The sequence below is a fragment of the Mycobacterium sp. TH-M11 genome, assembly GCF_057473725.1.
In genome coordinates this window covers 1-15270 of the sequence record NZ_JBYCLD010000339.1, presented here as the reverse complement: position 1 = coordinate 15270, position 15270 = coordinate 1, and the positions used below count along the sequence as shown (strand labels likewise).

Sequence of the window (15270 nt, the reverse complement as noted above, 5' to 3'; positions counted from 1 at the left end):
GCGCCGTCGAGATATTTCTGAAAGTTCGCGGACGTACCCGACTTGTCGCTGCGGAAGATCACGCGAATCGGGATCGAGGGCAGGCCGCCGCCGCCGTTGAGCGCCTTGATTGCCGGGTCGTCCCAGGTGGTGATGCTGCCGTTGAAGATCTTTGCCGTGGTGGGTCCATCCAAATTGAGCGAACTCACTCCTTTGAGGTTGTAAGTCACTGCGATCGGGCCAAACACCGTAGGCAGGTCCCACGCCTGCGAACCGCACCGGTCCCTTGCTTGATCGGGCTGACCTTTCGAGGGATCCAACGGCACGTCGGAGCCCGCCAGATCGGTCTGGTTACTGATGAACGCCTTCACCCCGGCACCCGAACCGTCGGCGTTGTAGTCCAGCGTGTAGCCGGGGCAGGCCCGAATGTAGGCATAGACGAACTGTTCGATCGCGTTCTCCTGCGCGGTCGAACCACCGTCCCTGAGTTCCTTCTTCCCGCCACAGTCCACGTGCGACGATGACGTGTTCGTATGGCTACCGCATCCCGACAGCAGCAGCGCGACGACTGTCAACAAACTCAGAGCGGCGCCAGATCGGTTGGACTTCACAAAACTCCTCCGCAAAATTAGGGCGACGACGGGCAGACCGATTAACCCACGGTGAATATACAAATTCCTGAAAACGGCCAGAGGGTTAACGGGCCTCGCCTGCCAGTCTGCCGCAACGACGTAGCATCGGACCTTGATGACTTCTGAACAGCTCGGTCCCGACGTACACACCGCCGATCTTGATGTGCCAGTCATGGCGGCAGTCGACCTTACCCTAGGTTTCGGCAACAAAACCGTTCTCGAGGGGGTGAGCCTGGAATTTCGGGCTCACGCGGTCACGTCCCTGATCGGGCCCACCGGCTCGGGTAAGACGACCTTCCTGCGCACCCTGAATCGCCTCAACGACAAGGTCTCTGGCTTCCAGCGCAGCGGTGAGGTCCGGTTGGACGGACGCAGCATCTTCAACGGCGACCACGACCTGATGGAGTTGCGCCGCAATGTCGGCATGCTGTTTCAGCGCCCCAATCCGTTTCCGATGTCGATCATGGACAACGTGGTCGCCGGTGTGCGGGCACACAAGATGGTGCCTCGCAACGAATTCAAGGCGGTTGCCGAGGCGAGACTCACCGAGGTCGGTCTGTGGCCTGCGGTCAAGGATCGGCTGAGTGATTCACCCTTTCGGCTCTCCGGCGGGCAGCAACAGTTGCTGTGTCTGGCCCGAGCGCTCGCGGTGCATCCCAAGGTGCTCCTGCTCGACGAACCCACCTCCGCGCTCGACCCGACCACGACCGAAAAGATCGAAAGCCTGATTCGGTCGCTGTCCGACCGCCTCACGGTGATCATGGTGACTCACAATCTCGCCCAGACGGTCCGCATCGCTGACCGCACGGCCTTCTTCTTCGACGGCGAACTGATCGAGGAAGGGCCGACCGAACAGCTGTTCACGTCGCCCCAACACGACCAAACCGTCCGCTACATATCCGGAAGTCAGCCGACGGCCGGATCCTTGGCGCCGTCGGGACCACCGGAGAGGTAGGTCGAAGCTCCTCCCGGGCCCAGCCCGCACAGGTGGTCACGTTGTCCGACAACCAGATCGCCACGATCACCAATGAACAACAACGACCGTTGTTATCGAAAGGAAAGCAGAAAGGTGAAGAACGTGGATGTTCGTTTACGTAAGTTACTGGCGGTCGCGGCCAGCGCGCCGCTGGTGTTGACCGCAGCGGCCTGCGGTTCGCATTCGACCGGTGGTTCATCGAACTCGGGGGCGAGTGCCGGTCCGGTCGCTACGTCGCCCGCAGCATCGCCGGTGAGCTTGTCAGAGACCGGAAGCACTCTGCTGTACCCGCTGTTCAACGAGTGGGGACCCGCCTACCACGGTAAGTATCCGAACGTCACGATCACCAGCCAGGGCACCGGTTCGGGCACCGGGATCTCTCAAGCCGCAGTCGGATCGGTCGCCATCGGCGCCTCCGACGCCTACCTGTCCGAGGGCGACCTGAAAGAGCACAAAGGGCTGATGAACATCGCCTTGGCGATCTCGGCTCAGCAAATCAACTACAACCTGCCGGGTCTGCACGAACACCTCAAACTGAACGGCAAGGTGCTGGCCGCGATGTATCAGGGCACCCTCAAAACCTGGAACGACCCGCAAATCGCCGCGCTCAACCCCGGCGTGAACCTGCCCGACACTCCGGTCGTTCCGCTGCACCGCTCCGACGGGTCCGGTGACACCTTCCTGTTCACCCAGTACCTGTCCAAGCAAGACCCCGACGGCTGGGGCAAATCGCCGGGCTTCGGCACCACCGTTGATTTCCCTGCCGTGCCAGGCGCGTTGGGCGAGAACGGAAATGGCGGCATGGTGACCGGTTGCGCCGGGGTGCCCGGTTGCGTGGCCTACATCGGCATCAGTTTCCTCGACCAGGCTTCGCAGAAGGGGCTGGGCGAGGCAGAGTTGGGCAACGCCTCGGGGCAATTCCTGCTGCCCGAACCGAAGAGCATCCAGGCCGCGGCCGCCGGCTTCGCTGCACAAACCCCGGCGAACCAGGCAATCTCGCTGATCAACGGACCCGCCGTGGATGGCTACCCGATCGTCAACTACGAGTACGCCATCGTCAACAGCAACCAAAAAGACGCCGCCACAGCGAAGACCCTGCAGGCGTTCCTGCACTGGGCGGTCACCGACGGCAACAATGCCTCGTACCTGGACAAAGTCCACTTTCAGCCACTGCCGGCCTCGGTGGTGACGTTGTCCGACAACCAGATCGCAAAGATCAGCGGCCAGTAGCGACGAGTGCCTTCTTCGACCATGTCCACGACACTGCATGCGCCGGGCGGCCCGACGGCCCTCCGGCGCATGCGGAGCCGCGTCCGTGGCGCCAGCCGCGACGGTCTCGCCATTCGCTGGCTAGGTGCGGTGGGCGCGGTGATGCCGCTGCTCGCGTTGGTGTTCGTGCTGGCGACGCTGCTCATTGAGGCGCTGCCGGCAATCCGGCTCAACGGGCTGCACTTTTTCACCGCAACCGACTGGAACCCCGGCAACACCTATGGTGCTTCCGCGGTCACCGACGGCGTCGAGCACCCCGTCGGCGCCTACTACGGCGCGCTGCCGCTGATCGTGGGGACCCTTGCGACGTCGGCGATTGCGCTGATCATCGCGGTACCGGTGTCGGTGGGCGCAGCGTTGGCGATCGTGGAGCGGTTGCCCAAGAGCCTCGCCTCGGCCGTCGGGATCACACTCGAGTTGCTCGCCGGCATTCCCAGCGTCGTCGTCGGCCTGTGGGGTGCACTGACTTTCGGGCCGTTCATTGCCCACCACATCGCACCGGTGATCGCTCGTAACACTCCAAATGTCCCCGTGCTGAACTACTTTCGCGGCGACCCCGGTAACGGCGAGGGAATGCTGGTGTCCGGTCTGGTGTTGGCGGTCATGGTGATTCCCATCATCGCCAGCACCACCCGTGATCTGATCCGACAGGTCCCGGTACTGCCCCGCGAGGGCGCCATCGCGCTGGGGATGTCGGAGTGGGAATGTGCCCGGCGGGTCACGCTCCCATGGGTATCCAGCGGCATCATCGGCGCCGTCGTCCTCGGTCTCGGACGTGCACTGGGTGAGACGATGGCCGTCGCCATGGTTTCTGGCGCGGTGTTGGGTGCGATGCCCGCCAACATCTACTCCACCATGACTACCATCGCTGCCACCGTTGTCTCACAACTGGATTCGGCGATGACCGACTTCACCGACTTCGCGGTGAAAACCCTCGCCGAAGTGAGTTTGGTACTGATGCTGATCACGTTGCTGACCAACCTGGCCGCTCGCGCGCTGGTGCGCCGGGCCTCGAGCACCGCGCTACCGGTGGGACGTGGTGTTTGAGATGAGCGAATCCACCGCGACGTTATCCGCGATCCGCGGGCAGGACGGGCCACGGCGCTCCACCCTCACTCGGCGCAAGGTGGTCAATGCCCTGTTCTGGACTGCCTGCTTCTGCTGCCTGTCCGTGGTGGTCGGCCCCACTCTGTGGATGCTGATCAAAGTTGTCAGCCGTGCCGTGCCGGTATTCGATTGGCATGTGCTGGTGCAGGATACCCGCGGCAACGGTGGTGGCCTGCGCAACGCCATCGTCGGCACCGTGGTCATCGGTTTCGGGGTCCTGCTGATCGGTGGGACGATCAGTGTACTGACCGGGATCTATCTGTCCGAATTCGCCCGCGGCAGAACCCGTTCGATTCTGCGCGGCGCCTACGAGGTGCTGTCGGGCATCCCGTCCATTGTGCTCGGCTACGTCGGCTACATAGCACTCGTGGTGTATTTCGACTGGGGGTTTTCCCTGGCGGCCGGGGTTTTGACGCTATCGGTGATGAGCATTCCTTATATCGCCAAGGCCACCGAGTCCGCACTTGGTCAGGTTCCGACCTCGTATCGGGAGGCGGCCGAGGCGCTCGGACTGCCGCTCGGCTGGACCCTGCGCAAGATAGTGCTGCGCGCGGCAATTCCCGGAATCGTCACCGGCATGCTGGTATCGCTTGCGCTGGCGATCGGCGAGACGGCGCCGATGCTGTACACGGCCGGTTGGTCGAATTCCCCTCCGACGGGAGAGCTCACCGATTCGCCGGTCGGTTACCTGACCTATCCGATCTGGACGTTCTACAACCTGCCGTCACAGTCGGCCCGCGACCTGTCCTACGACGCGGCTTTCCTGCTGATCATCTTCGTACTGGTGCTGATCATCATTGGCCGGCTGATCACCTGGTTCTCCCGGCGGAATTCGGAGTCATAACTCCGGGCCGGGCCGGCACCGAAACTCCCGGCCGATCTACAGGAAGTCCAGCAGCAGTGCGTTCGTTGCGGCCGGTTGCTCGATCTGCGGACAGTGGCCCGCGGCCTCGATGACGGCCACCCGACCTTGGGGCAGCTGGTCGGCGATATCCTTTGCCCAGCCGCGCGGTAACAGTTTGTCGCGGGCTCCCTCGACCACCAAAGCCGGGACCCCGACCCGCTCGTAGGCCCACGTATGCGATGGGGCCGACGATGGTTCCGCGCCCGGTCGGTGAAAGCGCGCCGCGGCGAGCGCCTCCCACGCACCGGGAGCAATGCTCGATTGGTACCGGCGCCGCACGTAGTGCTCGTCGGCTGGATACTTCGGATCGTGAAAGAGGGCTTCGACGATGCGCCGCATCCCCGCCACCGTGGCGTCGTAGTCGTAGAGCGCTTCCATGTGCTGGTTGCGTTGGATTTCACCGCCACCGCAGATGGCCACCAAGCTCCGCATCGGAAGCAGCGGCGAGTCCGACGTCGCGTCGACGAACAAATTGACCGCGCCCATCGAGTTGCCGACGAAATGCGCGGAGCCGACACCGAGCTCGTCACAGAACCTGGCGATGTGGCGTAGTCGCATCCCCCGGCCGTCGTTGAAGTCGATGACCTTGGCCGAGTCCCCGAAACCCAACATATCGAGCGCAAGCACCCGATAGCGCTCAGCGAGAGCGGGTATTGTTCTCTCCCAACTAATTTCGGCGTTGGCGCCGAATTCGCCGCCGTGCAAGAGGACCACCGGCTCACCGTGGCCGGCTTCCAGGTAACCGGTGCGCAGGCCGTCGATCACGACGGTTTTACGTTGAATGGTCACCACGGACTCCTCAGTGCGGGTCCAGCGGGCGGAACGGACGCGACACCGATCACTTGATGGCGATCGGATTGACCGGCGAGCCCACCGCGCCGGTGAATCTGAGCGGCGGCGCGATGAGCTGGAACTCGTAGACGCCATCTGCTGCACAATCTGCTGCCAGCGCATTGAGATCCCAGTACTCGCCGAGCATCAATCCCATGTCGCGCAAGCACAGCATGTGCATCGGCATGAAGGTCCCTGTGACACCGGATACCGGGTCTTCGACCATCAGGTTGTCGGCGGCCACCGCGGCCACGTCGTGGTCGTGCAGCCAAGACGCGCACAGCCAGTCCAAGCCCGAGCCGGGTTCGCCGCCATTGCCGGTCTCGACAAACCTTGCCCACCAGCCGGTTCTGACCAGAACGATGTCGCCTCGTCGGATCGTCACGCCTTGCGCCCGCGCCACGTCGTCCAACTCGCCCGCAGTGATCGGGTTCCCGAGTTCAATGAACGTCGCCACGCCGCGGTGCCGGGCAACGTCGAGCAGTACACCGCGCGAGGTGATGCCCTTGCCGTCGACCTTGTCGATGCCGCAATGCCGTGCGCCGAAGCTGGTCACCGAATCGGCCGGAAAACCGTTGTACAGCTTGTCCTCGTAATAGACGTGGGAGAGCGCATCCCACTGGGTGGCGCACTGCAGCGGCATCACGATCATGTCGTCGTTGAAGCGGAACAGGTCGTCCTGAAAGTAGTTTCCCATGTCCTGAGCGCTCGGGTTGCCGACCCAGTCCGGGCCGAAGCGAGGCAGCGAGTACGCGTCGCCGCCGTCGACGGTCATCGTGTGAATTGGGTTATGCCGGAACTTGAACGCTCCTTGCGGACCCGAAGAGCCGAAGTCGACCCCCAACGGAAACACCTTGCCGTGCTTGACCAGGCCGGCCGCTTCGGCGATCTTGTCCGCGGTAATGAAGTTCAGCGTGCCGAGTTCGTCTGCGTCGCCCCACCGGCCCCAGTTGGACACTTCGGCCGATACTCGGCGGAAATCTCTCAGGCTGGCCATGCTCACCCTTCTTCGAGTTCGCGCGCAGAAGCTGCGCCGAGATGTCCGCCGTCGACCCACAGTATTTGTCCCGAAATATAGCTGGCAGCTTGGCTATTCAGAAACGTCAGTGCGGCAGCTTGCTCGTCGGCATCCGACACCCGGCCCAGCGGGTTTGCGATGTCGTCGAGAAACTTCTGGCCGTACGCGCCCCGCAGTTGCTCAAGAAGCGGAGTCTCAGTGACGCCGGGCCCGGTGCAATTGATCCTGATGCCCCGGCCACCGAGCGCTGCGGTCTTGCTCATGGTGTACAGAATGATCGCTTCCTTGGACAACCGGTAGCCCCCGTCTCCAAGAGCGTCGGGATTGCGCTTGCACCAATCGATGCCGTCGGAGATGTTGCGGGTGTGCAGCAGCCCCGCGGTCACCCGCTGATTGTCGCGATACGCCTTGGCCGCCAACGACGAAACACTCACGATCGACGACCCGGTGGTCATGGTGTCCAGCAGCGCCTCGGTGAGGTGCCGCGTGCCGAGAAAGTTGATCGTCACGACCAGCAGCGGATCGCCGATGCCGGACGACACTCCGGCAACGTTGAACAGCGCATCGACCCGGCCGCCGATCTCGGCGACCGCGGTGTCGATGGACGCCGGGTCGGTCAAATCGACGCTGTGAAACTCGGTGACGTCGCCGGTCGGCTGGTGCTTGTCCAGCCCGATGACGTGTGCACCCAACTCGGTGAGCTGGCGCACCAGATGCGCCCCAATTCCCGAAGAGCATCCGGTGACCACGGCGCGCCGTCCGCCGTAGCGCCACATTTCGTCGACAGGCCGCAACGACTACTTCTTCGACTCGTCTTTGAGACGCTGCGCCGCCTGGACGCGACCTTCGTTGATTTCAGCCATCGCCTCGGGAATCTCACTCGCGGTGAATTTTCCGCCGCGGCCGGTGGGCAGGCCACCGAAGGAATAGCTCTCGTCGAATTTCGCTGCGGTTGGCTCGGTGCGGCGCGCCTCGATCTTCTCCACCGTTGGCTCCAGACGCTTGGCCTTCTCAGCCAACGCCTTCTGGTCGCGCTCGATGAATTCTGGCAGCACCTCTTTACCCATCAGCTCGATGGACTCCATCGTGCCCTCGTGGCTACGCGGATTGAGCAGCAGGATGATTTCGTCGACCCCGCTCTCCTCATATCCGCGCAGAAACTCGCGCACGGTCGATGGCGAACCGATCGCCCCACGACCGGGCCCGTAGGCCAGCGTCGGATCCTTCTCGCATTCTTGGAGATAACGCTCCCAGACTCCGGTGCGCCCAGGGATGTGCACACCAGTCATGTAGTAGTGCATGATCCCGAACGAGAAGAAGCCCCCGCCCATACCCAGGCGTTGTACGGCCTGCTCGTCGGTCTTGGCGACCATCATCGACAGGTCACCACCGATCGCGAGGATGTTGGGATTGATCGCGGGCGTGACCGGTACGCCGTTCTCCTCGAGCTCTTTGTAATAGCCGTTCACCCGCTCGGTCAGCGGGCCCGGTCCGGTGTAGGCGAAACTCAATGCGCCTAGGCACTTCTGAGCGGCCATCTGCACCGAGGCCGGACGGGTGCAGGCGACCCACACCGGCGGGTGCGGCTTCTGCAACGGCTTGGGCACCACGTTGCGAGGCGGCATGTCGATGTGCTTGCCCTGGAAACCGGTGAACGGCTCCTCGGTCATGCAGCGGATCGACACCTCGAGCGCCTCTTCCCACTGGGCGCGCTTGTCGGCGGGGTCGATGTTGAACCCGCCGAGTTCACCGATCGAGGAAGATTCGCCGGTGCCGAATTCAACTCGCCCGTCCGAGATGAGGTCAAGCGTGCCGATCCGCTCGGCGACGCGGGCCGGGTGGTTGACGGCCGGCGGCAGATGCATGATGCCGAATCCCAGCCGAATGTCCTTGGTGCGCTGGCTGGCGCCGGCCAGGAAGATCTCCGGTGCGCCTGCGTGACAGTATTCCTCCAGGAAGTGGTGCTCGGTCAGCCAGACTGTGGAGAAGCCCGCCTTGTCAGCCGCCTCGACCTCGTCCAAGGCGTCGTTGAGCAGGATGTGTTCATCGTCGTCCGACCAGGGACGCGGCAGGGCGAATTCGTAGAACAGTGAAATTTTCACGTCGTGCCTCCCGGACCGATTGAATGCGTGGAGCTTTGGCTGACAAGGTGTCTGGCGGCGACATAGCCGAAGGTCATGGCCGGTCCGATGGTCGCGCCCGCGCCGGCGTAGCTGCGCCCCATCACCGCTGCCGAGGCGTTGCCGACGGCGTAGAGTCCGCGGATCACGGTGTCGTCGGCGCGCAGGACTCGCGCATATTCGTCGGTGCGCAGACCCCCGGAGGTGCCCAGGTCGCCCAGAACTATCCGGAACGCGTAGTAGGGCGGGCTAACCAGCGGGTGCAGATTGGGGTTGGGCAGCGTGGGATCTCCGTAGTAATTGTCGTAAACGCTGTCGCCCCGGTTGAAATCATCGTCGTGGCCCTTGCCCGCGAGTTCGTTGAAACGGTCTGCCGTGCTGCATAATTGGCCGGCCGGCACACCGATTTTCGCCGCAAGCTCAGCCCACGTCTTCGCCGACTTGACCACGCCGGAATCCAGCCAGGCTTTGGGGATCTTGCGGCCGGTCGGAACCGGGGCGAAGGGGATCTTCGGGATCGGGAGGTGACCGGCGACGACGTATTTCAGGAACGACCGGTGGTCGGTGATCAGCCAGCACGGTATATGGGTAACACCCGATTGCTGTCCTGCGATCATCGCGTGACCGAAGTCCATGTACGGGGCTGCCTCGTTGATGAATCGCTTGCCCGCGCCGTTGACGACGAACTGCGACGGCATCATCCGCTCGTTGAGCATGAATTGCATTCGGCCGTCCGGCCATTGCATGGCGGGGAACCACCAGGCCTCGTCGAGCAGGTCCGCGGCGGCGCCGACTCGCTGGCCGGCCCGGATACCGTCGCCGGTCGCTGCCGGATTGCCGAAGCTCCAATCCTGGTCGACAGTCGGCTGATGCTCTTTGCGCCAGGCCATGTCATGGTCGAAGCCGCCGGTGGCGACGATCACGCCGACCTTGGCACCGATCCGCTGCGGCGCAGCGCCTTTCATGACGACAGCGCCGATTACCGATCCGTCGTGGTCGGTGAGCAGTTCCGTCATCGGGGTGTCCAGCCACAGTGGGACGTCCCGGTCCTTCAGGGCCAGCCGTAACCGCGCGGCGAGCGACTGTCCGATGGCGGCCATCCGGTCACCGAAGACGCGGGCCCGCGTCATCCGCCATACCAACTTCACCAGGACGCCCTTGCCCGCCCAAGATTGCCGGACCTGATAGAACGAACGAAGCTCCCTTGGCGCCAACCAGATTCCGCGCGGCGCTAACGCCAGCGGCGCGAGAAGGTTCTGTTCGTCGTCGGCCAGCACCCGCAGATCGATCGCCGGAACGTTGATCGTGCTACCGAGTTCGGAGCCCCCGGGCAGCTCCGGGTAGTAGTCGGCGTAGCCGGGCTTCCAGACGAATTCCAGCCAAGGGCTGAGCTTTTCGAGAAACTCCATCATCTCCGGCGCTGAGTCGACGTACTGCCGGATGCGCGCCTCGCTGACCAGACCGTCGGTGATGTGCTTGAGGTAGTCGACGACTTCGTCGGGAGAGGGTGTGTAGCCGGCCCGTCGTTGCGCGGGCGCGCCCGGCACCCAGATGCCACCGCCGGACAACGCGGTGGAACCGCCGAATTGGCGGGACTTTTCCACGATCAGGGTCGACAGGCCAGTTGCGTCCGCGGCCAGGGCCGCCGTCATGCCTCCGGCACCTGATCCGATGACCAGGACGTCGACGACGCTGTCGAAGGCTTCCGTCATACCGCCACCGCCGTCCGGACCGCGAAACCGGCGATCAATTCGGGCACCGGCCGGTAGTAGCGGACCTCCATTCGGTACCGACCGGCAGCGGCTAGTGCAGCGAAAGCCCCTACCCAATTACGGATTTCATGCGCGGAGCTGCCGCCCTCACCAGCGATGAACGCATTGGACCAGCGGTCAAGCTCGTCGAGGTGCCCACTATCGACGATGGCGAGGAATTTCTCGTCGAACTCGGGATTCAACGGTCGCAGCGAGCTTTCGCCGTCCGCGAAGGCCCGAGCCGCGTCCATCACCGCCGTCTGCCGTGCCGAGCGCTGCTGGGTGGTCATCGGCCGGCCGTGCACAATTCGCTCCACGATCTGCGGCGTGGCGGTGGCCAGCGTCGGAATCGGCGGATCATGCGACAGTCCACCGGATCCCACTACCAGCACCCGCTTGTCCAGACTCGTCAGATAGCCGCCGACGGCAGCGCCGAGTGCCCGGCACCGATGCAGCGGGCCCAGCGGAGTGGCGACCGAATTGATGAAGATCGGAATCACTGGACGCGCCGTCGCTTTGCCGAACAACTTCTCCAGTGGTTGCACGGTGCCGTGGTCGACGTCCATGTCAGCCGAGATCGCGACGTCGACACCGGCCGACAACACGGCCTCAGCGCACGCAACCGCGGTGGCTTCGGGCACATCGAGGGGCCCTGTATGGGTGCCATAGTCGCCGACTCCCTGTGCCTTGATGCCGATGCAGAACGGCGGCATCGTCCGGTAGAAGAAGCCGTTGTAGTGGTCGGGCGCAAAGATGACGACGAGCTCCGGGTCGAAGTCAGCAGCGAAATCGCTCGCCTGCGTGAGGGCTTTGTCAATGTCGTCACGAAGGTCCGGCGATGGCCCGGGCAGATTCAGCAGTGGGCTGTGGGACATACAGCACAGGGCGATGGGCACTTGGAAATTCACCGCCTCCCGGTGTCAGGGTGAGAACGTCGAAGAGTGCGGCACTCAACTCGGGTGCGAGTTGCGCGATGCAGGCGCCCGCGATGCAGCGATCGGGGCGCAAGAACAGCACAGACTCCTGGTGGCCATCGAACCAGGTTTTGAGCGCACCGACCCGGTCCCCGACCACGATCACGTCGGGGTCGTCGTCACCGTCCCAGTGCAGCTGGGTCAGCGGCCGGGCCGCGACGAATTTTGTCGCCAGGCCCTGCCAATCCGCGAATGCCTTGGCGCCGAGAATCTCCCGGGGGTTGTTGTTCCAGCACATGACGGCGAAGCCGCCGCCCAGTACGTCGTCGAGTAGAACGTTCTGCTGCATGCGCGTGTCGACCCTTGGCTGCACGAACAGCGTTCCGACCGGCGAATCCGCCCGTCGCGGCTCGGGGTGTACGACGGCGCCCTGCTCGTATCGCGGCATCGGCTTGAAGCGCATCTCGAGCACATACCGTTTGAGCGAGGGCACAATTGACGCAGAGCGCACCAGCAGGTCGCGCGCAGCGGCGACGTGGCGGTTGGTCGGCGAGATGACCCGGCCCACCATGGTCGACAGGTCGATCATGGCCCGGGCGTGCTTGCGACGTTCGACGTCGTAGGTGTCGAGCAGGGCGTCGTCAGCGTATCCGTTGACCACTGCCGCGAGCTTCCAACCCAGGTTGGCCGCATCACGAATGCCGCTGTTGTAACCCTGGCCCTGCCACACCGGCATCAGGTGCGCGGCATCACCGGCTAACAGCAACCGGCCCTTGCGGAACGCACCGGCAATCCGCGAGTGGTGGGTGTAGAGCCGGTGGCGAATCACGTCGACCCGATCGGGGTGCGGCACCATCGATGCCAGCCGCTGGGTGAGGAAGGCCGGGTCTTCGGCCTGCTCGTCGGTCTCGTCGGCGTGAATCATGAACTCGAAACGGCGAATTCCGTGCGCGATCGAGATCGACGCGTAAGGCCGGGCGGGGTCGGCACCCACTTCGCTGTTGGGGTGTCCGAGCGGATCGTTGGCGAGGTCGACCACCAGCCAGCGGGTCGGCGAGGTGGTGCCGTCGAAGGAGACCCCCATCAGTCGGCGGGTGGCACTTCGGCCGCCGTCGCAGCCCACCACGTATTGGGCCCGCACACTGCTGGGTCCGCCCTCACCGTCGAGTTCGACGGTGACCACATGGGCCGATTCGGTGTAGGACGCCATGGTCCGCCGCCACTGGATCTCGACGTGGTCGAATCGTTGCAACCCGCGCAACAATTCGGCGTCTACCAGCGGCTGGACAAATCCATTGCGCTTGGGCCAGCCGAAACATGCGTCCGGAGGCGCTATTTCGGCGAGTATCCGGCGCTTGGCATCCACGAATCGCAGTATCTGGTTGGGCACCGTGTGCGGCAGGACACGGTCGACAAGACCGATCGCCTGGAAGGTGCGCAACGACTCGTCGTCGAGGCCGACCCCACGAGGGTAGTCGATCAGTGACTCGCGCTCTTCGACCACCAACGTGCTGACACCCTGCAAGCCAAGGAGATTGGCCAGCGTCAGACCGACCGGGCCCGCGCCGACCACGACAACGTCGACATCCACGTCGTGATCGCCGTCCACTGTCACCGCCCCAGCAGGAAATCGATGTGCAGGCGGTCAAAGGTCTTGGTGTCCTCGTACTGCGGCCAATGACCGCAACCGGACATCACCTCGAAGCGCGCACCCGGGATCATCGATGCGATGCGACGGCCCTCGGTCACGTCGGCCGTCGGGTCGTCGCTGGTCCACAACACCAGGGTGGGCGCTTTGATAGCGCCGTAGTCGTTGGCCCGCAGTAGGTTCCGGTCCCGGATCTCGGGTTCCTGTAACGCCATGATGTCGCGCATGGCGTTGACGAAGCCTGGCTGCCGGTATACCCGTTGCCGACTCGCGACGAGGTCGTCGTAGTCCTTGGATTTGTCGGCCATCAACCATTTGATCCGGGCCTGCACGGTTTCCCAGGTCGGGTTTTCAGCGGCCGCCATCGACAGCGTGATGATCCGCGCCATCACCTCCGGGTCGGCTTGCGAACCGCCCGCGGTGTTGAGCACCAACCTGTCGACTTTCTCGGGGTGGTCGGCGGCGACACGAGAGGCGACCCAGCCGCCCAGCGATTCGCCGGACAGGTGGGCGCGCCCGACGTCGATCGCGTCCATGAAGGCGAACAGGTGCTCAACGTAGTGCCGAATCTCTAAGGGGTGGCCGGGTTTATCGGAGTAGCCGTGACCCAGCATGTCAATCGACCACGTCGAGAACTCCCCGGCATGCGCCTCGAGGTTGCGGACGTATGCCTCGGCGTGGCCTCCGGAGCCGTGCAGCAGGATCAGCGGCGGCTTACTCTCGTCGCCCGCATGCAGGTAGCGCGTTCGCACACCACCGGCATCCAGGTAGCCCTGGTCGAACGCGACACCCTGTAGATCACTCCACACGCTTTCGTGATCGGCCACCGATTCCTCTCGTGCTCCTGACGGAAACATTGTTCTCGTTGAGCGCCAGCGATGTGTGCTAAAATCGCACATCTATGTGCACTATATGTAGAGCATTACTCTCTCCGGGGTGTCTGTCAAGCACGATCCGCGGTGGCTGACGTGGGCGAGATTCCCACGACCACCGCGCCCGGGTCGCAGACGCTCGCTCGGGGACTCAGCGCCTTGCAACTGGTCGCCGATGCTCCGGCGGGCATGACCGTGCAACAGGTCGCCGACGGCGTCGGCGTGCACCGGACCATCGCGTATCGCCTGCTCGTGACGCTGGCTCAATTCCGATGCGTCGCCAAGGGCGAGGACGGGCGCTACCGGCCGGCCGCCGGCCTGGCGCTGCTCGGCGCCTCGTTCGATCGCAACCTGCGGCAGCTGAGTTTGCCGATCCTGCGTGCGCTGGCCGACGACCTGGGCACCACGGTTTCGCTGCTGGTGGCCGAGGGCGACCAGCAAGTGGCCATCGCGGTGATCGTGCCGACTCAGGTGCCTTACCAGTTGGCGTTTCACGAGGGCAGCCGATACCCGCTCCATCGCGGTGCCGCGGGTATCGCGCTGCTGTCCAGCTTGCCGCCACGTCCGGCCGAACGCGATCTGGTGGCCACCGCCCGCGCACAGGGCTGGGTGATCACCCACGGCGAAATCGAGTCCGACACCTACGGTCTGGCGGTGCCAGTACATCGCGACCCGCCGTCGCCGCCGTTATGTATCAACCTGATCTCGCATCGCGAAGACGTGGTGATGAGTGGCAAGGACGCAGTTGTGAAGGCAGCTAAGGAATTAGCGACTGTCCTTGGCTGACGGCCAGAGAGGAACCGGAGAGCTGATGCCGTCTTGGGACGTGGACATCGACGTCGTCGTGCTGGGCAGCGGCGGAGCCGCGCTGACTGCCGCGCTGGCCGCCGCCACTGGCGGCGCCTCGGTGGCGGTCTACGAGAAGGCTTCGACGTTCGGTGGCACCACTGCGGTTTCGGGCGGCGTGGTGTGGATTCCCGCACACCACCGCTCCCCCGACGTCGAGCTGTCGGTCGAGGATGCGCTGAGTTACCTGCACGCGCAGTCGCTTGGATCGATGGACGACGCTCTGGTAGAGACGTTCGTGCGGACCGGCTCGGCGATGCTGGACTTCATCGAAGCCCACAGCAGTCTGCGATTCGAAATCGCCAACGGATTCCCGGATTACAAGCCCGAGCTGCCCGGCGGCCAGCCCGGCGGCGGACGGTCGTTGAGCGCGGCGCCGTTCGATCTCAACCAGCTCGGCGCG

Annotated in this window: 15 protein-coding genes; 6 read left to right on the top strand and 9 right to left on the bottom strand. The window is 64.2% G+C overall.

All coding sequences use genetic code 11. The features are described from left to right. Positions 1-590 (bottom strand): extracellular solute-binding protein (locus tag AC2VOG_RS13675; protein ID WP_486940429.1); only part of this gene is annotated, 590 nt, incomplete at its 3' end. A gap of 136 nt (positions 591-726) precedes the next feature. On the opposite strand from AC2VOG_RS13675, the gene pstB reads away from it, so the two are divergent. From pstB to pstA, 4 genes are all read left to right on the top strand, one after another. Next, entirely contained in the window at positions 727-1566 is an 840-nt protein-coding gene (gene pstB, locus AC2VOG_RS13670; RefSeq protein WP_486940427.1) for a phosphate ABC transporter ATP-binding protein PstB, read from the top strand. 123 nt (positions 1567-1689) lie between these two features. Next, entirely contained in the window at positions 1690-2817 is a 1128-nt protein-coding gene (gene pstS / locus AC2VOG_RS13665) for a phosphate ABC transporter substrate-binding protein PstS (protein WP_486940426.1), read from the top strand. A gap of 69 nt (positions 2818-2886) precedes the next feature. After that, complete coding sequence (gene pstC, locus AC2VOG_RS13660) at positions 2887-3903, top strand: phosphate ABC transporter permease subunit PstC (protein ID WP_486940425.1); 1017 nt, start codon at positions 2887-2889, stop codon at positions 3901-3903. A 1-nt stretch (position 3904) separates the two neighbouring features. After that, positions 3905-4807: a phosphate ABC transporter permease PstA gene (gene pstA / locus AC2VOG_RS13655; protein WP_486940424.1), complete on the top strand. Its 903-nt coding sequence runs from the start codon at positions 3905-3907 to the stop codon at positions 4805-4807. 36 nt (positions 4808-4843) lie between these two features. Here the strand turns inward: pstA and AC2VOG_RS13650 are convergent, their stop codons facing one another. From AC2VOG_RS13650 to AC2VOG_RS13615, 8 genes are read right to left on the bottom strand one after another with little or no spacing between them, the layout of a single operon-like run. After that, complete coding sequence (locus tag AC2VOG_RS13650; protein WP_486940423.1) at positions 4844-5656, bottom strand: alpha/beta fold hydrolase; 813 nt, start codon at positions 5654-5656, stop codon at positions 4844-4846. Positions 5657-5705: 49 nt separating this feature from the next. After that, the gene (locus AC2VOG_RS13645) at positions 5706-6695 is read right to left on the bottom strand and encodes a cyclase family protein (protein WP_486940422.1); all 990 of its coding nucleotides are present in this window, start codon (positions 6693-6695) and stop codon (positions 5706-5708) included. Positions 6696-6697: 2 nt separating this feature from the next. Continuing rightward, entirely contained in the window at positions 6698-7492 is a 795-nt protein-coding gene (locus AC2VOG_RS13640; RefSeq protein ID WP_486940428.1) for a coniferyl-alcohol dehydrogenase, read from the bottom strand. 21 nt (positions 7493-7513) lie between these two features. After that, positions 7514-8818 (bottom strand): LLM class flavin-dependent oxidoreductase, encoded by a 1305-nt coding sequence (locus AC2VOG_RS13635; protein WP_486940421.1) that lies wholly within the window; start codon positions 8816-8818, stop codon positions 7514-7516. Continuing rightward, positions 8815-10548 carry an FAD-binding protein gene (locus AC2VOG_RS13630; protein ID WP_486940420.1) on the bottom strand — a complete coding sequence of 578 codons (1734 nt, stop codon included), beginning with the start codon at positions 10546-10548 and terminating at the stop codon, positions 8815-8817. Before AC2VOG_RS13630 ends, AC2VOG_RS13635 begins: the two co-directional genes overlap by 4 nt. Beyond that, on the bottom strand, positions 10545-11462 hold the full coding sequence (locus AC2VOG_RS13625) for a 3-carboxyethylcatechol 2,3-dioxygenase (protein WP_486940419.1): 918 nt from the start codon (positions 11460-11462) through the stop codon (positions 10545-10547). The genes AC2VOG_RS13630 and AC2VOG_RS13625 overlap by 4 nt, the downstream gene beginning before the upstream one ends. Then, positions 11410-13116 carry a bifunctional 3-(3-hydroxy-phenyl)propionate/3-hydroxycinnamic acid hydroxylase gene (locus tag AC2VOG_RS13620; protein ID WP_486940418.1) on the bottom strand — a complete coding sequence of 569 codons (1707 nt, stop codon included), beginning with the start codon at positions 13114-13116 and terminating at the stop codon, positions 11410-11412. Before AC2VOG_RS13620 ends, AC2VOG_RS13625 begins: the two co-directional genes overlap by 53 nt. Beyond that, positions 13113-13976 carry an alpha/beta fold hydrolase gene (locus AC2VOG_RS13615; RefSeq protein WP_486940417.1) on the bottom strand — a complete coding sequence of 288 codons (864 nt, stop codon included), beginning with the start codon at positions 13974-13976 and terminating at the stop codon, positions 13113-13115. Before AC2VOG_RS13615 ends, AC2VOG_RS13620 begins: the two co-directional genes overlap by 4 nt. Positions 13977-14108: 132 nt before the next feature. On the opposite strand from AC2VOG_RS13615, the gene AC2VOG_RS13610 reads away from it, so the two are divergent. Both AC2VOG_RS13610 and AC2VOG_RS13605 read left to right on the top strand, forming a co-directional pair. Further along, positions 14109-14807, top strand: a complete 699-nt coding sequence (locus AC2VOG_RS13610; protein ID WP_486940416.1) for an IclR family transcriptional regulator — start codon at positions 14109-14111, stop codon at positions 14805-14807. Positions 14808-14832: 25 nt separating this feature from the next. Beyond that, a partial coding sequence (locus AC2VOG_RS13605; RefSeq protein WP_486940415.1) for an FAD-dependent oxidoreductase occupies positions 14833-15270 on the top strand: 438 nt, incomplete at its 3' end.